Source organism: Pseudoalteromonas shioyasakiensis (assembly GCF_024518675.1).
Classification (GTDB): Bacteria; Pseudomonadota; Gammaproteobacteria; order Enterobacterales; family Alteromonadaceae; genus Pseudoalteromonas; species Pseudoalteromonas shioyasakiensis_B.
In genome coordinates, this window is the sequence record NZ_JANIGL010000001.1 from 494,077 (window position 1) to 516,178 (window position 22,102).

At 39.9% G+C, this 22,102-nt stretch carries 14 protein-coding genes and 2 tRNA genes; 1 reads left to right on the plus strand and 15 read right to left on the minus strand.

Going from position 1 to position 22,102, the window contains the following annotated elements; genetic code table 11:
- Positions 1-64: 64 nt before the first annotated feature.
- From NQT69_RS02180 to NQT69_RS02250, 15 genes are all read right to left on the minus strand, one after another.
- Positions 65-4,906: an NAD-glutamate dehydrogenase gene (locus tag NQT69_RS02180; RefSeq protein WP_256826071.1), complete on the minus strand. Its 4,842-nt coding sequence runs from the start codon at positions 4,904-4,906 to the stop codon at positions 65-67.
- 214 nt (positions 4,907-5,120) lie between these two features.
- Positions 5,121-7,442 (minus strand): efflux RND transporter permease subunit, encoded by a 2,322-nt coding sequence (locus NQT69_RS02185; RefSeq protein ID WP_256826072.1) that lies wholly within the window; start codon positions 7,440-7,442, stop codon positions 5,121-5,123.
- Complete coding sequence (locus NQT69_RS02190) at positions 7,442-8,440, minus strand: WD40/YVTN/BNR-like repeat-containing protein (protein WP_256826073.1); 999 nt, start codon at positions 8,438-8,440, stop codon at positions 7,442-7,444. The genes NQT69_RS02185 and NQT69_RS02190 overlap by 1 nt, the downstream gene beginning before the upstream one ends.
- A gap of 128 nt (positions 8,441-8,568) precedes the next feature.
- The gene (locus NQT69_RS02195; RefSeq protein ID WP_256826074.1) at positions 8,569-9,933 is read right to left on the minus strand and encodes a DUF1329 domain-containing protein; all 1,365 of its coding nucleotides are present in this window, start codon (positions 9,931-9,933) and stop codon (positions 8,569-8,571) included.
- Positions 9,934-9,943: 10 nt separating this feature from the next.
- Positions 9,944-12,040 (minus strand): DUF1302 domain-containing protein, encoded by a 2,097-nt coding sequence (locus NQT69_RS02200; RefSeq protein ID WP_256826075.1) that lies wholly within the window; start codon positions 12,038-12,040, stop codon positions 9,944-9,946.
- Between the two features lie 244 nt (positions 12,041-12,284).
- Complete coding sequence (locus tag NQT69_RS02205) at positions 12,285-12,506, minus strand: DUF2835 family protein (RefSeq protein WP_256826076.1); 222 nt, start codon at positions 12,504-12,506, stop codon at positions 12,285-12,287.
- 2 nt (positions 12,507-12,508) lie between these two features.
- The gene (gene pepN, locus NQT69_RS02210; protein ID WP_256826077.1) at positions 12,509-15,103 is read right to left on the minus strand and encodes an aminopeptidase N; all 2,595 of its coding nucleotides are present in this window, start codon (positions 15,101-15,103) and stop codon (positions 12,509-12,511) included.
- Between the two features lie 45 nt (positions 15,104-15,148).
- Complete coding sequence (nhaC, locus tag NQT69_RS02215; RefSeq protein WP_372822929.1) at positions 15,149-16,609, minus strand: Na+/H+ antiporter NhaC; 1,461 nt, start codon at positions 16,607-16,609, stop codon at positions 15,149-15,151.
- Between the two features lie 176 nt (positions 16,610-16,785).
- The gene (gene prc / locus NQT69_RS02220) at positions 16,786-18,819 is read right to left on the minus strand and encodes a carboxy terminal-processing peptidase (RefSeq protein ID WP_256826079.1); all 2,034 of its coding nucleotides are present in this window, start codon (positions 18,817-18,819) and stop codon (positions 16,786-16,788) included.
- A 27-nt stretch (positions 18,820-18,846) separates the two neighbouring features.
- On the minus strand, positions 18,847-19,497 hold the full coding sequence (gene proQ / locus NQT69_RS02225; RefSeq protein ID WP_256826080.1) for an RNA chaperone ProQ: 651 nt from the start codon (positions 19,495-19,497) through the stop codon (positions 18,847-18,849).
- 14 nt (positions 19,498-19,511) lie between these two features.
- Positions 19,512-19,790, minus strand: a complete 279-nt coding sequence (locus tag NQT69_RS02230) for a hypothetical protein (RefSeq protein ID WP_256826081.1) — start codon at positions 19,788-19,790, stop codon at positions 19,512-19,514.
- Entirely contained in the window at positions 19,787-20,248 is a 462-nt protein-coding gene (locus NQT69_RS02235; RefSeq protein WP_256826082.1) for a GAF domain-containing protein, read from the minus strand. The genes NQT69_RS02230 and NQT69_RS02235 overlap by 4 nt, the downstream gene beginning before the upstream one ends.
- Before the next feature lie 134 nt (positions 20,249-20,382).
- Positions 20,383-20,769 carry a hypothetical protein gene (locus NQT69_RS02240; protein WP_256826083.1) on the minus strand — a complete coding sequence of 129 codons (387 nt, stop codon included), beginning with the start codon at positions 20,767-20,769 and terminating at the stop codon, positions 20,383-20,385.
- 141 nt (positions 20,770-20,910) lie between these two features.
- Positions 20,911-21,001 (minus strand) — tRNA-Ser (locus tag NQT69_RS02245).
- Positions 21,002-21,054: 53 nt separating this feature from the next.
- Positions 21,055-21,145 (minus strand) — tRNA-Ser (locus NQT69_RS02250).
- 252 nt (positions 21,146-21,397) lie between these two features.
- Here NQT69_RS02250 and NQT69_RS02255 point away from each other — a divergent pair.
- Entirely contained in the window at positions 21,398-22,063 is a 666-nt protein-coding gene (locus tag NQT69_RS02255) for a Bax inhibitor-1/YccA family protein (RefSeq protein ID WP_256826084.1), read from the plus strand.
- The last annotated feature ends 39 nt before the right edge of the window (positions 22,064-22,102 follow it).

Sequence of the window (22,102 nt, forward strand, 5' to 3'; positions counted from 1 at the left end):
CCCAGACTAGGCTGGGGTATTGTAAGCTATTAGCTGATTATTTTCACGTTACAAAACAGGTAACTTACTTAGCCGGGGTATCGCAGTTATGGCTTAGTAGCATAAGTTCACGTAATGCCACTGAGAATTTTGCAAAATCATGACTTTGCGATGTTTTAAATTCAGCTAACATTTGTTGCCAACGTTTAAGCAATAAATCTTGGCTATCCATCCAATGATCGATTTGGCTATCAACATCTTTATCATCACCTTCAAAGCCATTAAGTACCACTTCTGCTAGTGTTCGTTGTTGCCAATCTAACTCTTCACGGTACGATGCACGGGCAAGCGCTTGCCAATGGTTAGCCACTGGTTGATTGGTAATTTGATCTAAGAACCAATGTAAGCCCATACGCGCACCTAACTTGAAGTAAGTGTTAGACACCATATCAATGCTACGACCAGAATTATTTGCCACTTCTGCTAAGTCCATCACAGAGAATAAGCTAGACAAGGCAACAATACGAGAAGCCAGATCTGTTGGTACGCTGCTATCAGTCAGTTTTTCAGCAGATTTAACTAAACGCTCGCTTTCTTTTTCTACCATGTAGCTATTCAAGTTCACGCTTAAGTCGCTAAATGTAGGTGTAAAGAATGCGATTGTTTGTTCAATATTTTGTGCTTTATTACGATGACGTAAGAACCAACGTGTAGCACGACGAACAGTACGACGCAGCTGGTATAACATTTCTGTTTGTACAGCCGCAGGTATCTTGTTATCAAGCGCGACAATGGCATCCCAAGTGTCACTCATCTGGAAAATTTCATTCGCCACTGAATAACACAATGCAATTTCAGCTTCGTTAGCCCCTGTTTCCTCTTGCATACGAACCATGAAATTCAAGCCCATATCATTAACGATATTATTGGCGAGTTTGGTTGCAATGATTTCTTTACGTAATGGGTGATTATCCATCGCATCATTAAACTTATCACGCAGTGGTACCGGGAATGAGTTTACTAATAATTGACGGTAATACGGGTTATCTGTGATTTCTTCTGTTACCAAAGACTCTTTTAGCACCATTTTAGAATATGACACTAACACCGACAGTTCAGGACGAGTTAAATCTTTACCCGCCGCAGCACGTTCAGCTAACTCTTCATCAGTTGGAATAAACTCAATTGCGCGATTAAGTTTACCTTCTTTTTCTAACGCATGAATAAAGCGTACTTTTTCTTTCAGCGTAGAAGAGCCTTTAGATTGGGTAATTGAAAGCGTATGTGTTTGACGGTAACAATCGTCTAATACTAATTCAGAGACCTCATCTGTCATTGAGTAAAGTAGTTCGTCACGTTGTTTTCTGGTTAAGTCACCCGCAGTCACTAAACCATTAAGTAAAATTTTGATATTTACTTCGTTATCAGAACATGCGACACCACCAACGTTATCGATGAAGTCTGTATTAACTCGACCACCTTTGGCTGCAAACTCAATACGACCTAATTGAGTCGCACCTAAGTTACCGCCCTCACCCAATACTTTTGCACCAAGTTCAGCACCATTAATACGTAGTGCATCATTAGCGCGATCGCCCACATCAGCATCGCTTTCTTTGCTGCTCTTAATATAAGTACCGATGCCGCCATTCCAAAGTAAATCAAATTCCATCATTAATGATGCTTTGATCAACTCATTAGGTGTCATGCTCGCCTTTTTAGTGCCAAGCATTTTTTTCATTTCTGGGCTTAAGCTAATTGACTTAGCCGCGCGCGAGAACACGCCACCACCGGCAGAGATTAAGTCTTTATTATAATCTTCCCATGATGAGCGTGGCAGCTTAAATAAACGTTCACGCTCTGGGTATGACGTTGCAGAATCTGGTGTCGGGTCAACAAAAATATGCATGTGGTTAAATGCAACTTGTAAACGAATATGCTTAGATAACAGCATACCATTACCAAATACATCCCCTGCCATATCCCCTACCGCAACAACGGTAAAATCTGTTGTTTGGCAATCAACGTCCATTTCGCGAAAATGACGCTTAACAGACTCCCATGCTCCTTTCGCTGTGATACCCATTTTCTTATGGTCATAACCTACAGAGCCACCAGAGGCAAAAGCATCACCAAGCCAGAAGTTATACTCATTAGCAATACCATTAGCGATATCAGAGAAAGTAGCGGTGCCTTTATCAGCCGCCACTACAAGATATGCATCATCTTCGTCATGACGAGTCACATCTTTCGGTGCAACAATTTCACCTTGCACAATATTATCAGTGATATCTAATAAGCCACGGATAAAGATTTTGTAACACTCTTGGCCTTCTTTGAAGAACGCATCACGGTCGCTTGGTAGCTGTTTACAGACAAAACCGCCTTTAGAGCCAACAGGCACAATCACCGTATTTTTAACTTGTTGCGCCTTAACCAAACCAAGTACTTCGGTACGGAAATCTTCACGACGGTCTGACCAACGTAAGCCACCACGCGCCACTTTACCACCACGTAAATGAACACCTTCCACACGTGGTGAGTATACAAAGATTTCAAATGCCGGTAATGGTAATGGCATATCTGGGATCAAGCTTGGTTGCACCTTAAACGAAACATACGATTTGAACTGACCAGTTTCGTCTTTTTGGAAATAGTTGGTGCGCAATGTCGCAATGATCATATCAACATATAAACGAATAATACGGTCGTCATCTAAATTCGCGACATTTTCAAGCTCAAGATAGATTTGAGCAACCAGCTTATCAAGAGTCTTTTCGCTCGCAGGGCTTTTAACTGAGAATTTTTTAGCAAATAAATTAACAATTTGTGCTGCAATATGCGGGTAATTAGCAAATGTACTTTCAATATAAGTTTGTGAAAAAGTAACACCAATTTGACGCATATATTTAGCGTAAGCGCGTAGAATAGACGCTTCGCGACCGGTTAAACCACCCATTAATACTAAACGGTTAAAGCCGTCATTCTCTAAACGATTACTCCACACATTAGTTAGCGCAGCACGAAAACGCGCCGACACCTTATCAAAATCAGCAACGCCTTGATTATCAAGCAGCATTGAGAAATCCATAATCCAGTTGATACGACCATCGCTGGTTTTAACTGAATAAGGTGTTTCACCAATTACCCGCAGGCCAAAGTTTTCAAGCATTGGCATGACATCAGATAAATGGATTGGCTCATCTTTATGAAACAAGCTTAAACGAACAATGTTGCTGTTTGCTTCTTCTTGAGGACGATAAAACAACATTTCTAATTTGTTTTCATCGTTTAATAATTCAAGCTTTTCAATATCAACAACCGCAGCACTGGGTAATACTTCATCTTTATAAGAACGGGCAAAGGCATTGCAATACTTACGATTTAGGTCGTTACCGCGGGCTTCACCTGCAGACTCTAGTAAGGCTGCTTGAAGTTTATCTTCCCAAGTGCGAGCCGCTTCAATTAAATTATTTTCGATGTCTTTCACTTTATATTCGATATTGTTATTAGTCACACGCACAATGTAATGAGTTCGCGCCAATGTAGACTCAGAGAAGAAAGTAGTAAATTCGACCTTATCGTCAGAATTAAATGCATTAGCTAAAATAGCTTGGGTTTCGCGGCGTAGCGCTGTGTTATAGCGCTCACGTGGTACATAGACCATACACGAGAAAAAGCGTCCGTAAGCATCTTTACGCACAAACAAACGACACATATCACGTTCTTGTACTTGTAATACGCCCATTGCTACTTCTAATAACTCATGCTCACGAGCTTGTACTAGTTCGTCACGAGGGTAAGTTTCTAAAATATTTAGCACGGCTTTATAAGCATGGGTACCTTTAGCAAAGTCACACATTTCCATAATGCGATTAATTTTACTTTTTAAAACGGGTACATCAACGGCGCTATTATTATAAAAACTAGAAGAAAATAAGCCGATAAAACGATCTTCACCAACGACATTATTTTTATTATCAAAGCGCTTCACACCCACATAATCAATATACGCCGGACGATGAACACGAGACAATGAGTTGGTCTTAGTTAAAATCAGCTGATTGCTACTTCTCGCTTCAAGGCGGGCTGCTTCTGGTAGTTCGGATAATAAACGGGCATGCTCATCCGTGGTGTTTTTCATTAAGCCCAGGCTAGTATCCATTTTGCCTTGCAGCTTGTAGTCACCTTGCACTGGTTCTAAGTCATATTGGCGATAACCCATCAGAGTAAAGTTATCTTTAACTAACCAATCTAAAAACTCGACGGTTTCTTCAACTTCAACTTTATTTTTAGCATTTTTACGTTTTGGTAGCTCTTTACTAACCGCAATGAGTTTATCGCGGATAGGCTGCCAATCTTCAACGGCAGTCGATACGTCAACTAAAACAGATTCAAGCTCTTGTTTAAATGAATCAATTACCGCTGAGTCTGTTTGGCGGTCAATTTCAATAAAGAAAACTGTTTTTGTAGAGGTCGATTCTTGATCTGCTTTTAAACTGGAAATCGCAGATATTTTGCCGTCTTTATCACGTTTTACTTTTAATGGAGAGTGTAAAAGTAGATGCGACGCGATATTAGCGCGATTCATGGCCATACGAACAGAATCAACTAAAAATGGCATATCTTTAGCGATGATTTCAACAATCGTATGCGATGACTGCCAGCCATCTTTTGCAACTTCTGGGTTGAAAACACGGATAACCGCATTATCAGAGGTATTTTTTTCTAGCGAGTTCCATAGGCTAAGTGCAGCGCCATATAAGTCACTATCGTTGCGATGAGCCAAATCTTCTCTAGACATATTGCTGTACAAGGACTTGGCAAATTTCTCAACGAGTAACACATTATCAGCGTGAACTTTTTTCTGGATTAGCTTGCAGACATTATCTAAGATAACCGAGGCTTGCCCTTCATTTTGTGTCATTACATGTTCCTTAAATCTATACCCTTCTAAAACAGAGGGGAAATTTGTACAGCAATTTATATTGTGTGGAGTCAGCTAAATTCTAACCCTTTTACAACGAATAAACAGCCCTTTCGATGAAAACATTTTAAGCATTTCAGCTATTTGGTCATCTATTCACAAATTATAGATATAAATGGCCATTACTGGCCATTTAGGAGCAAAACTATTCACATTATTTTTTCTGGTCAGTCCAGAGTAAGCTGCCAATTGCTGGCAATAACAACACTGCACCCAACATATTGACCAAAAACATAAAGGTCAGCAAGATGCCCATATCGACTTGGAACTTCAAATCAGAAAAAATCCAGGTACTCACACCAATAGCAAGCGTAATACCCGTGAACAATACGGCACTGCCTCGCTCAGCTAATGCATTACGATATGCAATTGGTAACGCCACACCTTGCTTTAACTGCCCCATCATTGATGACAAAATATAAATACCATAATCAACACCAATCCCCACACCGAGTGCAATAACAGGTAATGTAGACACGGTTAAGCCTATTTGCAGCTGCACCATTAAGGCTTGCGCGAGAGTTGATACAATATACAGAGGTAAAACAACAGCAATGGTTGCTTTGACGCTCTTAAAGCTGATCAAACATAAAACGATAACTGCACCATAAACATAGATCATCATAGGCAATTGCGCAGCAGAGACAGACTCATTCGTTGCCGCCATTACGCCAACAGGGCCAGACGCTAATCTAAACTTTAATGTATCGGTTTGCTCTTCTTTAGCGAACTGTTTAACACGCTCTATCACGTTATCAATGGTTTCTGCTTTGTGGTCATCTAAAAAGATAATCACCGGCATTACTGAGCAATCACCATTTAGTAATCCAGTACTGGTTTCAACCCGTGCACTGGCTTGCACTAAACTTGCTGTATTGCGCGGTAAGGTTTGCCACTTTAAATTACCTTCGTTATAGCCTGCATTAACCGATTGTGCTACCGAACTTAAACTCACTGCAGATTGAACACCACCTAAGTTTTCAACTTTATATTGAAAACGACTAATCCGCTGCATCACATCGTGATCTGTACACGCTGCTGGGTAAGCTTCCACCAATACTTTTAAAATATCTGATGAAATAGTGTATTTGTCCGATATTAAAAAGGTATCTTGATTATAGCGTGCGTCTTGGTGCAACGACGGCGCCCCTGCATGTAAATCACCTATGCGCATTTTATCCGCTTGCCAATAACCAACAGCAAACAGCACTAAGGTTAAAGCGATGATTATTTTTGCAACTTTAGGATCCGTCGCTTTGACTAACAACTCACGTAGCGTGTCAAACATATTTGGCTTTTCAGTATTGCCGGCTTTGATTTTAACTGTATTTTCAAAGCGCATATATGACGCCCATACAGGTAATAAAATCAAATTAGTAAATATAATAACAGCCACACCAAGACTCGCTGTAATCGCAAGTTCACGGATAATGCCAATATCTATAGTAAGTAGAGTTAAAAACCCTACCGTATCTGAAAGCAAAGCAATACCACCAGGTACCAATAACGCCCTAAAACTTGATTGGCAACAAATTCGTGTACTACGACCCTCAGCCACTTTCTTACCTATGGCATTTATCATCTGCACGCCATGGCTTACACCAATAGCAAAAACTAAAAATGGCACTAGGATTGACATAGGATCAAGGCCAAACCCTAAGCTAGAGAGCAAGCCTAATTGCCATACAACCGCTATAATAGAGCAAGCAATAGGTAACACGGTTAACTTTAAACTGCCACAGAATAACCAAACCATAATAAAGGTAAATGCAATGGCAATGGCAAAGAACAACACAACCCCTTTTGCGCCCTCTGCTATATCCCCCGCCATTTTTGCAAAGCCAATAATGTGGATGCTGACCTTGTCAGTACTTAATGGTTCACGTATTTGTGTTTCGAGCTTTTGTGCAAAGGCTAATGTATCGAGTTTTTCTTGGGTTTGTGGGTCTGTTTCTAGCAGTTGTGCACTTACCATGGCACATGAATAGTCAGAGGCAATCATGCGACCAACAACTTTAGCTTTCTCAATGTTTTCTTTTACAACAGCTAACCCCTGGTTATCTGCTTTGAAGTTAGCGGGAATAATTGGGCCACCGGCAAAACCATCTTCAACCACCTCAACAAACCGCGCACTTGGAGAAAATATCGAATTCACTAAAGGACGATTTACCCCAGGAATAAAATAAAGTTGATCATGTACAGCTTTTAGCTGAGTAAAAAACTCAGGGTTAAAAATATTGCCGCTATCATCACACACCGATATTAAAATACTATTAGCACCACCAAACTGCTTTTCATGTTTTAAATACACCTTCATGTAATCATGATTTAATGGAATATTTTTATTAAACGATGCATCAAGTTGGATTTGAGTAGCCTTAAATGCAAGCACACAGGTGATCAACACAAAAGCAATAATCATCACTAAACGATGACGGAACACGGCCTTTTCTAAAAAATCTAATAAACCTTGCATTATGGCGTCATCCCCTTCACTTTAATGCCATTTTCTGATGCCATAACGAGTTGTTTTTTAAAAACAACAGCATCTAAAATTGCTTTACCATCAGGTAACTGCTCTTGCGTCAGCGTGCCATTTTCATAATGAAAAATAACCCCACTGTTTGCTAATAATAACCAGCCATTATTGTTTGTTTCTAAAATACTATTTACAGTCGCTGTTTTATCATTGCTAAGGTGTTGCCAATCAGTTTGCTCGTTGCGAGTAAAAATATTACCCCTGAGACCTGCAACAAGTTCATCCCCTTGGCTATTATGTGCATAAGCAAAAAAAGAACCCGGGTAGATTTCTTCATCACGATGCCAAGTAACACCGTTATCGACACTGTGTGCCAATAATCCCATTTCACCCACAAGCATTAATTTATCACCCGCTTCGACGATGCGGTTAAAGTGCGGTAAAATTGAGGCTGTTTCTGCTTCATACCCTTGTGGATCGGTTTCTTTTAGATCATTTAAATAATCACGGTCTTCTGCAAATAGTAAGCTATCTAAAAAGCGCTTGCGCCAATTCGCGCCGCCATCGTTGGTCACATAAAACATACCATATGCACCAACGGCAAAACCGTGTTGTTGATCAGTAAATAGAATATCGAGGCAAGGCTTATCAAGAGACTCTTTGACATGCTGTAGCTGCCATTGTGAGCCACCATCTTGGGTGTTGATAATAGTTGCATCATGTCCACATGCCCAACCTTGCTGTGGATTAATAAAATTAACCGCGGTCAATAACACTTGTGTTGGCACCGCTGCTTGTTGCCACACTTTAGCATCGTCGCTGGTAATAACAGTACCGAACTTTCCAACCGCAACCAGTTTGTCGCCGTTATATTCAATATCTGTGAGCAGTGTTTTGTCAGCTTTTGGCGCACTAATGGCAGGCTGTGGCGCTGCTGATAATGCAAAAGTAAGACTTGCTAAGGCACTAAACCCCGCATAAAGCAAATACTTCATAAATTAAAATCGCCTTGAGGAGAATGTGTTTGTCGAAAAATCATGCAAATGGAATAACCAGAGCGTGTCAGAAAGACAAACGCGGCTTGATAAAAAAGGCACCTAACCATATTAGGTGCCAGTTAACTTTAACGGCCTGCGCGACGTAGCGCATTCGATGTGAATTCATTGTCGTTGAATGATTTTGAGAAATCATACATTTTTTCTTGGTTATCTAAACCAATTGCTAAATAACGGCGAGAATTCAAATCATGATATACGTCAAGCGTGCTCCAGTTTGTTAATGCATCATAATAATTTAAACCATGTGCCATTGCGACACGATACATTTGGTCACGATTATCATAAATATCAGTTACATGTATTTGCCAGCTGTCTTCATCAATATAGAAAACACGTTTTTTATAAATATGACGCGTATCTTCTTTTAAGTTAGCTTCCACAACCCAAACACGGTGCTTTTCATAACGCACATGCTCAGGATTGATATGCCCCGGCATTAAGATGTCATCGTATTCAAGTTTGTCACTGTGTAATTTATAGCTGTTATAAGGAATATAAAGCTCTTTTTTACCTTTCAATGTCCATGTATAGCGGTTTGGAGAACCGTTAAACATATCAAAGTCATCAGTCGTACGAAGGCTATCAGCCGCTGTACCTGGTGCATCATATGCTACATTGGGTGCACGACGTACACGGCGTTGGCCTGTATTGTAAGTCCAAGCTTGGCGAGGTGTTAATATTTGGTCCATAGTTTCATGAACTAACAGAGCAGTACCGGCAAGTCTTGCAGGCTGAGTCACCTTTTGTTTGAACTTAAATAAAATATTAGACTCTTGTAATTCAGCAGGTGTCGCTGCGGGGTCTGAATATTTAACAAGCAACTGCTCATCGAAGCCAACCATATTATAAGAACCTGATGCGGTTGGTGCAGCTTGACCACCAAAGCGCTCAATTGATAAGCCTCGATAGCGGAGTAAATGGTTCCAAATAGCTTCTAGGCCATCCTTTGGAATAGGAAAAGGAATACCTATGGCTGTATTTTTAATACCATTACCGCCTTCAATCAACTCAGCTGTTGGTGCATATTGCTTAGTTGCGTCGTACACAAATTGTGGGTTAGAGGCACTGCGATGCGTTTTATAGATATTCATCTTAAACGTATCTGGGTAAGCTTCAAATAATGCAACTTGGCCTGGGCTTAAGTTGTCTTTGTATTTAGCAACATTTGACTTATCAATGGTAAAAAGAACTTTGTCATCAGCAAATGGATCTGGGTGATGCATTCCCGGCGTATAGCCCGCAGGCGCTTTAGTGATCCCTCCTGTCCACTCGGGAATTGAGCCATCGGCATTGCCAGCCTTTTGTGCCCCTACTGGCGTTAAATCTTTGCCTAAACGGGCAACTTCTTCGGCAGACATTTTAGCAACCGCCGCATTTGTCGAAAGAAAACCGCAAACAGCTAATGCGATGAGGGTAGGTTTTTTAATCATAATGATACCCTTAAATTGAATATTTAATATTGAAAGAAACGTAATCACGGTCAGAGAAAGTATTTGTTTCGCCACCACCCCAGAAAGAGTTATAGCTGAAATCAAACGACCATGCATTTTGATAGTTGAAGTTAGCAGTAACACCTAAAGACTTACGATCTTCAATAAATAGAAACATAGGATCAGGTGTAATACCATTTACGTCATGTGAAAATACAAAGCGAGGTGAGAAGTTAACCCCTTTAAAGAAGTTATAATAATCACCTTTGGCGATTAAACGATAACCCCAAGCAGACGCAGTCGGGAATGGGTTAGTTTCTGGACCATTCGATAAGCCTAAATGCAAAGTAGAGTAATCATCAGTGCCCGGCCCCGTAATTACACCACTACGACCTGTGCCTGAAACGTTCAAACGCAATTCATCATACTCTGGCATGTCATTAATTCTAACACCGCCTACTTCACCCACCACAGCCCAGCTGTCAGCACCCAGTGATGGGCCAAACAAGTGTGTTGCGGTAAATTGAATTTGTGCTGTATTACGCTCAATATAGCCTTGTGCCGTTTCACCTGGCCCAACAACACTAATACTATCTCCTGGGCTCATTTGTGAAATACCGGCAAAATCAGGTCGTATACCTGCAACAGCAAGTTGCTCTGGCATACCTGCATACAGTAATTCTACGTCATCAATTTGTAATGGCTCATCTTCACGAAAGGCAAATTCACCGGCAAATGCGGTTTCACCTAATGACGTGTTAAAACTTAAACCATATAATTTAATGTCTTCTGGGTATTCAAGTTTACCTTGAGTAAATGCATTTAAATCAGTGACATTATCGTCTGTAATTTCTGTCGACATGATCATTGCTAAATCTTCAGCGATAGCAGCTGAGGTAAAGTTTGATACTTGTCCAGATATCAACGGACGGCGGCTATGGTAGTTAATATGATACAGTGCAACCTCAGTGTCGTTTAATTCAGGTAAAAACATACCTAAGCGTAAACCATACTGACCACCATTTTTAGGCTCAGTTTTACCGGCATCCCCTTTACCCTTCAAGGCAACTTTAGTTGGGTAAGCCATATACATATTAGCGAGTAACTCTTGTCCAGCTTGGCTTTGTGGATTTACACCGGTTGCTGCAGCTGTAGCTAACCATTGATCCTGCAAACCATTTAGCTGATTAGTTAAAAACTCTAAATCAATATCTGGGTTTGAGGTAAAACCTAATTGAATATTTTGCTGATAACCGTTTTCTGAAGCAAAGTCATTAGTTGAAAAATAACTTCCTGCCGCAGGTAAACGTGTTTCATGCCATTCATATTGGTAAAAAGCTTCAAGGTTTAAGTTTTCAGTAATACCTAGTGAGGCCCATAACATGCCGACAGGAATAAATGCTTCCTTGAGCTCTGCACCCGGAGCTTTCAAACGGTCAATATCAACTGGGTTAACATTAATACCATGAGAAATCAGGGTACTCTCCCCCCAGTTAACTACTTGTTGACCTAAACGAATTGATAACGGGTTATTACCATCATTTAAATCAAAGTTGGCCCATACATAAGCATCAAGTAAACGTAAATCGGCACATACCTGCTCTTTAGTATCGTCATCATCACATGGGTCAACTCCACCACCTGACACTGGATTAACATAGGCGCGATCACCGTCCATTAACTCAAAGTCATAAAAGTACATAAAGCGAGTAAATAAACCAAAATTGTCTTTGCTGATTGACAGGTCGTGCGTGCCTTTCAATAGTTTTGAAAATGACTCACCACTATCAAAATTCAAATCTCCTGCATCACCGTTATTCGAATAAGCACCAGGTTGTGCCCATACATCTTGCGATGAGTAAATAGGGTTAAGGGCTGGATCATAACCAGTCCAATCAAGTGCAGGGCTATTACTTTTACCGATAAGCGCAAAGTCACGATCTTCTACACGAATACTTTGTCCATACGAAAAGTTTGAATCGAACGTAACATCAAAGCCACCTACTTCGAAATTAGCGGCTTGAGTAGCGCCTGCAGTTAAGCCTAACGTAGCAGCAGCTAGACCTAAAACTATTTTATTTTTAACAAAAAGCGATCTTCTTATCATTGTGTGTTTCCCCCTGTCGCGGGTAATTTTGTGATCAAGTTGTTGTTTTTAGTGTAGTAGTAACGATAGAACCGAAACATAAAAATTACAAATAGAACGCGTTGAAACGACCATTAATTTACAATTTAATTGACGTTTACGTGATGGTAAGACGTCCTACCAGATAATTTATACACGGAAATTAACAATAGGACAAACTGAATTAACAAAAAGATAATATAAATATGTAATTATTTTAAATTTGTTAGCTGACTCTCTCAAGCCGAATAAATTGATTTTCTGATGTTAGTAATAGCCGAAACCGCCCTCTTACCCCCAAAGAAGAGATAAAAGGACGTAGGTGATGGGCGGCAAAACGAACTGTTTTTCCGCCATCTTCAGTAACTTGCACTGAAGTATATTTACCGTCGTAGTAATCCATACATTGTTTATAAGTGAGATTAAGTAAAAAGTAATACTCTTTCATGTTTATGCTAATGCTTTTTCGACTTTCTCAAATAAATCATCACTTAAATTATCAAGTTGCGATAAACGCACTAATTGAGCTTTCATTGCCACAGAACGAGTTTCGTCATAACGACGCCACGACATAAACGGGGTAAGCATACGTGAGGCATTTTGCGGATTAATTGCATTAAGCTTAATTAGCAAATCCCCTAATAAAGCATATCCAGCTCCATCAACTCGATGAAATTGAGCAATATTGAAATGACTAAAGCTTCCGATCAGTGCTCTAACGCGGTTAGGATTTGAAAAATCAAAACAAGGGTGTTCATATAAAGACTTAATATGCTCGATAGCACCTTGTTTAGTTTGCATAGCCTGTAAAGCAAACCATTTATCCATCACCAATACATCATGGCGCCATTGACCATCAAATTTATTTAACAGTTCATCTGTTAGTGGGTGTTGTGCTTTAACCACAGCACTGAGCGCGGCTAAAACATTGGTCATATTAGTCGATTGCGCCGCACCAGATAACAACTCGACGACTTGGTTGTCATCAGTTTTAGCTAAATAGTGCAGGCACTGGCCTTTTAGCGCTCTTACAGCAACCGCTTTAGCACTTAATGAACCGTCATCAGTTAACTGTTTATAACAGCTAATAAGTGCAGGTTTTAATGCCTGTGCAAGCTGTAACTCAAACTGCTCTGTCACATTTAAAATACTGTCGACCGGTATAACATCAAATTCTGCTGCTAAAGTATCAAAGCTCGGTAATTTCAATAGTTCTGCAGTCAGTGCTAAATCACCGTCTAAGTTAGCAAGTAAGGCGATAAACACTTCAATTACATGGTTACTTAATTTAACCTCTGTTGATGAATCTATTGCCTGTTTAACAGCCATAACAAACAGTTTTTGTTGGGCATCCCAACGAGAGAAATCACTGCGAGCAAAACGCATTATATGTAATAAACTGGCTTCATCGGTGGTTTGTTCAAGAATACAAGGCGCTGAGAAGTCTTCAAGCAATACGGCAACGGGCTGCTCTGTTATGCCATCGAAATTGAATTCTTGCGTGTGCTCAGTCACATTGAGTACTGAATCAATCTGTTCACCATTAAACGATAGCGGGATACTCTGACCCTGCACGTCTAATAACTCAATCGCAAACGGGATATGTAAAGGTGCATTATCTGGGTGATTAACAGGTGCGGTTTGCGTAATTGATAGCGTGAAGGTTGCAGTGTCTTTATCAAAGTACTGCTGAACACTTAACCTTGGCGTACCGGCTTGGTTATACCACCGCTTAAACTGTGTTAAATCAATACCTGATGCATCACTCATTGCTGAAACAAAATCATCACAGGTAACAGCCTGCCCATCGTGGCGTTTAAAATAAAGCGCCATACCCTGTTGAAACTTTTCTTCACCTAATAAGGTATGCATCATGCGAATGACTTCTGCGCCTTTATCATACACTGTAACCGTATAAAAGTTATTCATTTCAATAACTTTTTCTGGTCTAATAGGGTGAGACATCGGGCCTGCGTCTTCACTAAATTGATGGGTACGCATAACTTTAACCGCATCAATTCTATTGAGTGCTCGTGACCCCAGATCACTACTAAATTCTTGGTCACGAAAAACCGTTAGCCCTTCTTTTAACGATAACTGGAACCAATCTCGGCAAGTAACACGATTACCTGTCCAGTTATGAAAATACTCATGGCCTACTATGGATTCAATCGTGTGATAATCTTTATCTGTAGCGGTTTCTTGATTGGCTAAAACGCATTTAGAGTTAAAAATATTTAGCCCTTTATTTTCCATAGCGCCCATATTGAAAAAATCAACGGCAACAATCATATAAATATCAAGATCATATTCAAGGTTAAAACGCTCTTCATCCCATTGCATCGATTTTTTTAATGACGCCATAGCATGGGGCGTTTTAGCTAAATTACCCTTATCTACAAATAAAGCGAGCTCTACATTTCGGCCATTTTTAGTTACGTATTTATCGCTTAAAACATCAAAGCTACCCGCCACTAACGCAAATAAATAACTTGGCTTTTTAAAGGGGTCTTGCCATTTTGCAAAATGGCGTCCATCTGCAAGCAGACCCTCATCAATTTTATTTCCGTTTGATAATAGGTGCTCAAACTTCTGCTCTGCGATTATTGTCACATCAAAGCTGGCAAGTACATCCGGACGGTCTAAATAATAGGTTATTTTTCTAAACCCTTGTGCTTCACACTGCGTACAGTATGCCCCACCCGATAAATACAGCCCTTCTAATGAGGTATTTGTTTCCGGAGACGTACAAGTAACAATACGCAATTGGCAATGAGCAGGCAGACTCTTTATCACTAACTGTTCAGATTGTTCACTATAGTCACTGTAATCTTGGCCATCAACTTGCACTGAAATAAGTTGCAAGTCGATACCATCAAGTATTAAATCAGCATCGTTATCTGTTGTTCTTTGCAGCGTCAATACGGATATAACTTCAGTTTTCAATGGACTTAAATGAAATGTGAGATCAACATGTTCAATATTAAAGTCAGGGGCTTGATAATCTTTAAGGTATTGCGCTTGAGGTTTATTACTTACAGCCATGAGTAAACTCCAATGGGCTCCCCATACTGAGGAGCACGTATTAATTTAAGCCTGTTGTTTAGGTTTTATTCGTAAAATTTTAATACCTAAATATGCGTAGACAACGGCTAAGAAAGGATTTATTAAGTTAAAGAAGGCATAGAATAGATAATCAAATGGATTTACATGTAAAACACTTTGCATGTATGCACCACACGTATTCCAAGGAATTAACGGACTGGTAATAGTACCGCCATCTTCTAATGTCCGTGATAGGTTTACCGGTTTCAAACCACGCTTTTCATATTCATCTTTATACATACGCCCAGGCACAACAATCGCGATATACTGATCGGCGGCAATTACATTGGTACCGATACACGTAGCGATTGTAGCAGTGATAAGTGAGCCCGTACTTTTCGCAATTTTAAGAATACTTTTAACAAAAATGTCCAGTAAGCCGGTCTTTTCCATAATGGCACCAAACATTAAGGCCGTCATAATTAACCACGTGGTTGTTAACATACCAGCCATACCACCACCGCTGAGCAATGAATCCATTTTATCGTCACCAGTGACAACGGTGAAACCGTCAAAAAATGTAGCCCAAATCAGTTTGAAATAACCAATGAGTTGCCCTTGAGATACATCAATCTGAGTGGCAATTAAGTCTGACTGAAATAACATAGCCCAAATAGCACCAATTACTGCGCCAATAGAAATAGCAGGAAACGCTGGCATTTTTCTAATTGCCAGTACCAATAAAACAATTAAAGGCACGAGCATTTCAATCCCAATATTAAAATTTTGCTGTAAAATAGCGGTAATTTCGTCAATCCGCCCAGCTTCATTTGCAGCATTGGCATTAAAACCCATTACAATGAATATGATCAATGCAATTATAAAACTGGGTACTGTTGTCCAAAGCATGTGCTGAATATGGTCAAATAAATCTGCACCGACAACAGCGGGTGCTAAATTAGTTGTTTCTGATAAAGGACTGAGTTTATCACCAAAGTAAGCTCCTGATATGACCGCACCAGCAGTAACCACCTGATCTAAACCTAAACCAGTAGCAACACCAAGTAATGCAGTACCTATGGTTGCAGCCGTAGTCCATGAGCTACCAATACTCATTGCAACAATGCCACAAATTAGACAGCTTGCGGCATAAAACCAACTTGGATTAATAACTTGTAGGCCATAATAAATTAAAGTGGGCACAGTACCAGAAAGCAACCACGTACCAATTAAGGCACCTACCATAAGGAGAATGAGAATAGCCCCCAAGGACAAAGTAATCCCTTCTATCATGGCATCTTCAAGCTTTTTCCAAGTGTAACCGTTTTTAAGACCGATCAAAGCTGCTGTAAATGTAGCAAACAAAAGTGCAATTTGGTTAGGACCTGATGAAGAGCTATCACCAAATAAATACACAGCCGCACCTAATAAACAAATTAACACTGAGATAGGTATCAGCGCGTCCCAAAAGCTTGCTTGCTTAACGGGTTTTTCTTCTATTGGCATCAAAATTGAGACTCCTACACGTAACTATGTACGCGTTTAATTATTATTCTTTAGCGCTTTAACCATTTATAATATGGTTTTTTATCAGCGTTTAATCGTCGATTATAGCAATTCATCTTGCTTTAGGCAGCAAAAAAGGCGCTAATGCGCCTTTTTAAAGTTATTATATTTTGCCATTACTTTTTCGCAATACGGCCAAACTTAATATAGTCCTGCGTTATCAATGCAGCTTCTTCTAAGAACGGATCTAAATCGTCAAGTACTTCAGGTAAATCATCTAAATTTTCAACGGGTTTTTCACCTAATCGTACAAGTCGCTCATTGGTTCGTGCTAAAGCACGTGCCTCGTTTTCTTCTTTCTCTTTAATGCGTGTTGCTTCGACTAAAGAGATGGTTTTACGATCTTTCTCTTCTTTGTAGCGAGTGATATCTTCAAACACATAATTAAACTCAGGCTCAGTTTTTATCCGCTCATTGTGTTGCTTGTTAATATAACTAATTGCAGGCTTTAAATTATCTACCGAATTATATTTAGCGCGGATAATACTATCCCATGGCAAGGCGTTATCTTCTTGGCTTTCACCCCACTCAGCAGGGTCTATCGCTGATGGAAATGAAATATCCGGTATTACACCTTTATGCTGAGTACTGCCACCGTTAATACGATAAAATTTAGCAATGGTATACTGTACGCTTCCTAATGGATTGTCATACAAATCATACGCTCTGCCCAACCCTTTATGCTGTTGTACGGTACCTTTGCCAAATGTCTGTTCACCAATCACTATGGCACGGCCATAATCTTGCATCGCAGCGGCAAATATTTCTGATGCTGATGCGCTGTAGCGGTCAACTAAAACGGTCAATGGGCCATCATAGAATGTAACGCCGTCTCTGTCTTTTTGCTCTTCAATACGGTTATTTAAAGTATGGATCTGCACCACAGGGCCTTGATCAAAAAACAAACCAGACAACTGAGTCGCTTCATATAAAGAGCCACCACCATTTTGACGCAAATCGATAATAATCCCATCTACTTTGGCTTCTTTAAGCTTAGCGAGTTCAACTTTCACATCCTTCGACAGGTTGTTGTAAAAGCCTGGTATTTCTATGACACCAATTTTACTGGTTAAATCTGAATACTGCGCTTCGAAAACCTCTGATTTTGCAGCTCTGTCTTCTAAACGAATTTTATCGCGGGTGATCTCAACCACTTTCGGGGTACCATGGGCATCTGCGCCCTTTAGGTATTGTAGACGCACCTTAGTGCCTTTCGGACCTTTAATTAAGTCAACTACATCATCTAAACGCCAACCTATGATATCAACAAATTCCTCACCATCTTGTGCAACACCGATAATACGGTCATCGGCTTTGATTTGTTCAGATTTATCAGCGGGACCACCTGGAACAAGACTTCGAATAACCGTGTAATCTTCATCGTAGCTTAGCACCGCACCAATGCCTTCTAATTCAAGATCCATATCCATCTTGAATTGCTCAGCTCGGCGCGGAGAAAGGTAAGATGTATGCGCTTCAATGCTTCTTGCAAATGAATTCATCACAATTTGGAATGCATCTTCACTATTAGTTTGCACTAAACGCTTTTGCGCATTGTGGTAGCGTTTGGTAAGCACTTCTTTGATGCCTTCCCAATCTTTACCCGTCATTTTTAAACGTAGCGCGTCATACTTAACGCGTTCACGCCAAAGCTCATCAAGTTCTGCTTGGGTTTTCGCCCAATCAGCCTCTTCACGATCAAAAAAGTACTCGTCGTCTTTGTCAAATGTCATTTCGTTTTCAAGCAAGCTAAGTGAGTAATCATAGCGCTCAAAACGACGTTTCATACTTAAATTAAAAATATCAAACGTAAAATCTAATTTGCCTGTGGTTAAGGCATTATCAAATTGGTTGCGGTATTGTTCAAAAGAAGCAATATCCGCAGCCAAAAAGACACTTTTATTAAAATCAAGGGATTCGATATAACGATCAAACACTTTACTAGAAAGCGCATCATTAAAACGAATTGGTTTATAGTGTGCACGAGTAAATAAGTTTGTCACCCGTTTGCTAGCCGTACTGTGTTGACTTTCTTGCTTGAGAACAGGCAAGTCTTTTTCTGTCAAATTATCAGCAACTTCATTTGACGCAAATAATGAACCCGTAAACAGGGCCGCGACTAACGGAATGAGCGTAAACTTCTGACTCATACACAACTCCTTAATTTTATATACAGCTTAAATGATATACAGGCTGTCTGCTTTTGTTTTAACTTGCATACCCGTTACTAATTCTACATGAACATCATCTTTGTTCACTTCAGTAATTGTGGCATTAACAAGGGCTTGGCCAAGTTTAACTTTAACTTTGTTATTAACCTTGACCTCACTCGCTGGTAAAGGTTCAATTTTACCTGAGCGTTTTGCCGGTGCAGCTTTTGCAGGGGCATTATTAACCTTAGCGTTTTTATCACCATTTTTGGCAAAGTGGCCTGGTTTCTTTTTGTAAGATTTTGTGTCTGAATCATTACGAGGGCGTTGTGGCTTTTTGCGTTTAGCCATCTTCGCACGGCTTTCTTCAAGCGCTTTTTGAGCATGGTCAATATGCTCTTGCTCTACTTTTTCGCCTTGATTACCGTCAAGATCAATACGGAATTCAGATTTTGTTACTGCTTCAAGGTAACGCCAGTTAGAAGTATACTTTCTAAGCGCTTGACGAACTTGAGTTTTACTTACTTTTTCTGACCCTTCAATACGCTCAGCGATATCTTTAAAGATACCCACTTTCAGCGGCTTGATACCGTCTTTTTGTTTAAAACATTGTGGAAATTCTTGATATAAGAATTCCAATACTTCATTAATATCTTTTAGCTTGTTTGTGGTTTCCATCTTAGAACCTTTTATTACATCTTCTCATCGATTGATGAATCGACATAGTGTGTTACCCAGTCGGTCAACTCTTCGAACTCAGCCTCTACAAGCGCCATATCGCCACGAAGGTGTTCCCAAATACCATTAATAATTTCGTCGATCAATTCACATTCAAGGTCATCTGGTAGACGCTCCCAAGCAATGTGAATTAAATCGTTTAGCGTTTCAGCTACGTGTTCTTCATCCCCTTCCCAATCACCAACATCGGTGATGGCAAACAGATAATCCTGTACATTTAGCAAGTCTTTCATGCTAAAGCTGCCTCAAAACAGGCGACTAAAGCTTCTAAACCTTGCTTATCTTCAGCATCAAACCGAGCGATACTCGGACTGTCGATATCTAAAACAGCGTAAACTTCACCATTTTTATGGATCGGTATTACTATTTCAGAATTGGACGCAGCATCACAGGCTATATGGCCTGAAAATGCGTGTACATCTTCAACGAGTTGAGTTTTTGCAGTTGCAGCGGCAGTTCCACATACCCCTTTCCCTACTGGGATGCGAATACACGCAGGGTTACCTTGGAACGGACCTAATACTAATTCTGATGGGGAATCCATTAAATAAAAGCCCGCCCAATTTACATCGTCTAATGATGTAAACAACAGTGCGCTTATATTTGCCATATTGGCAATAATGTTAGTCTCACCAGCAATTAGCGACTCAGTTTGTTTAACTAATGACTGGTAAAATTCTTGCTTTTGCATACCAAACTACTTCTTATCAAACATACAGTAGCTAAAGGTACTCTTTGTGGCCAATAATTGAAACCTTTTCAGGGCAAAAAAAAACAATTTACCCTAAATTTCAGTATGCTTGGTTAATAATTCCTCGATTGCAGTCACTGTTGTTTTAAAGCGCCTTTTCTTAAACCATATAAAAACAAACCAGCTGCAACAGCCGACATAGATGTATTAACTAAAAACACCATCCCTTCAGTGGCACTGAGTAAGTAACTAAAAATTGCCCCACCGAGTAATCCGAGCGTTAATACGCCTGAATAATTGACTTTGGCATATTTAAACATCAACAAATACCCAGGAACGACAAAGGCTGCCATTGTTAACCCCACTATATGGGCATTGGCAATAGCACTCATTAGTAAGTTAAAAAAGATAGTAAACGCATCGCCATTTAAAGTGGCGGCATAATAGGCACCTAATAAACTACCTATAATAATTGGAGAAAGTAGCGATAATGCAACGCTCTTTGCAAGTTTGTGTTTCATTAAGCGTCCTAGAACAAGAAAGTATATGTATTAATCATGCATCATGTTTTATCAGTTCGAAACACAGACTATGGTCGTAATAATATTACGGGACAGAAAATCGAGGCATAAAAAAACCCGCACATAGCGGGTTTTAATATATGGTGGAGAGATAGGGATTTGAACCCTAGAGGGGCTACAAACCCCTGCCGGTTTTCAAGACCGGTGCATTCGGCCACTCTGCCATCTCTCCGAAACTGCTATAAGTCACGAGTAAGAGTGTACTCATAACTATTTTAAATTAGGTGGTGGAGAGATAGGGATTTGAACCCTAGAGGGGCTACAAACCCCTGCCGGTTTTCAAGACCGGTGCATTCGACCACTCTGCCATCTCTCCGACGGCGTGCATAATAGATAAAGCCGTGCCCTTTGTGAAGCTTTTTTTGTAAAAAACTTTTTAAGTGCTTAAAAAACAATTGATTTGCATATTCTTCGTGCAGTAGTGCTGGATAATCATACAAAAAGGAACTTTTATATTTATTTCATGGTCTATTGAACTACAAACATTTGCCCAAATATATAAGTCTTGATAATCTAACTCTAGTTAATTATCGGAACTACAACAAGTTTCACTTAAAGGAGCTCTACAATGGCATTTAATCATTCGTACAATACCGCTAAACCGGTTATGTCGACCATTGAAACAAACAAGGTACTTAAAAACACCTATTTCTTACTGGCCATGACATTAGCATTTAGTGCAGTGACGGCTGGTATATCAATGGCATTACAACTACCTTACTTTATGGGGTTAGTTTTTACTCTTATTTCATTTGGCTTATTATTCGTTGTTAATAAAAAAGCGGATAGTGCGTCTGGTGTGGCATGGGTGTTTGCATTTACTGGCTTAATGGGCGCAGGCTTAGGGCCGATGCTAAACTATTACGCAGCGATGCCTAATGGCCCAATGTTGATTATGCAAGCGTTAGGTTCAACGGCATTAATTTTCTTTGGTTTATCAGCTTATGCACTGAACACTAAGAAAGACTTCTCTTTTATGGGTGGCTTTTTAACAGTTGGCCTATTAGTCGTCATTGTTGCCAGCATCGTTAATATCTTCTTGGGTAGTTCATTGATGTTTATGGTGTTAAACGCGGCGGTGGTTTTAATTATGTCAGGCCTCATCTTATTTGATACCAGCCGTATCATTAATGGTGGTGAAACAAATTATATCCGCGCAACAGTATCTTTATACTTAAGTGTATATAACTTATTTACCTCATTGCTTGCTCTACTTGGCGCAAATAATGACTAATTAGAAAGTTCTGTTAAAATAGCCCCTCTTTAGGGGCTT

What these genes read in the sequence shown, in the direction of transcription:
- NQT69_RS02180 (WP_256826071.1), bottom strand. Translation starts at nt 4,906, where the DNA reads ATGACACAAAATGAAGGGCAAGCCTCGGTTATCTTAGATAATGTCTGC.
- NQT69_RS02190 (WP_256826073.1), bottom strand. Translation starts at nt 8,440, where the DNA reads ATGAAGTATTTGCTTTATGCGGGGTTTAGTGCCTTAGCAAGTCTTACT.
- NQT69_RS02255 (WP_256826084.1), top strand. Translation starts at nt 21,398, where the DNA reads ATGGCATTTAATCATTCGTACAATACCGCTAAACCGGTTATGTCGACC.
- NQT69_RS02200 (WP_256826075.1), bottom strand. Translation starts at nt 12,040, where the DNA reads ATGATAAGAAGATCGCTTTTTGTTAAAAATAAAATAGTTTTAGGTCTA.
- NQT69_RS02230 (WP_256826081.1), bottom strand. Translation starts at nt 19,790, where the DNA reads ATGAAAGACTTGCTAAATGTACAGGATTATCTGTTTGCCATCACCGAT.
- nhaC (WP_372822929.1), bottom strand. Translation starts at nt 16,609, where the DNA reads ATGCCAATAGAAGAAAAACCCGTTAAGCAAGCAAGCTTTTGGGACGCG.
- pepN (WP_256826077.1), bottom strand. Translation starts at nt 15,103, where the DNA reads ATGGCTGTAAGTAATAAACCTCAAGCGCAATACCTTAAAGATTATCAA.
- NQT69_RS02240 (WP_256826083.1), bottom strand. Translation starts at nt 20,769, where the DNA reads ATGAAACACAAACTTGCAAAGAGCGTTGCATTATCGCTACTTTCTCCA.
- NQT69_RS02205 (WP_256826076.1), bottom strand. Translation starts at nt 12,506, where the DNA reads ATGAAAGAGTATTACTTTTTACTTAATCTCACTTATAAACAATGTATG.
- prc (WP_256826079.1), bottom strand. Translation starts at nt 18,819, where the DNA reads ATGAGTCAGAAGTTTACGCTCATTCCGTTAGTCGCGGCCCTGTTTACG.
- NQT69_RS02185 (WP_256826072.1), bottom strand. Translation starts at nt 7,442, where the DNA reads ATGCAAGGTTTATTAGATTTTTTAGAAAAGGCCGTGTTCCGTCATCGT.
- NQT69_RS02195 (WP_256826074.1), bottom strand. Translation starts at nt 9,933, where the DNA reads ATGATTAAAAAACCTACCCTCATCGCATTAGCTGTTTGCGGTTTTCTT.
- NQT69_RS02235 (WP_256826082.1), bottom strand. Translation starts at nt 20,248, where the DNA reads ATGCAAAAGCAAGAATTTTACCAGTCATTAGTTAAACAAACTGAGTCG.
- proQ (WP_256826080.1), bottom strand. Translation starts at nt 19,497, where the DNA reads ATGGAAACCACAAACAAGCTAAAAGATATTAATGAAGTATTGGAATTC.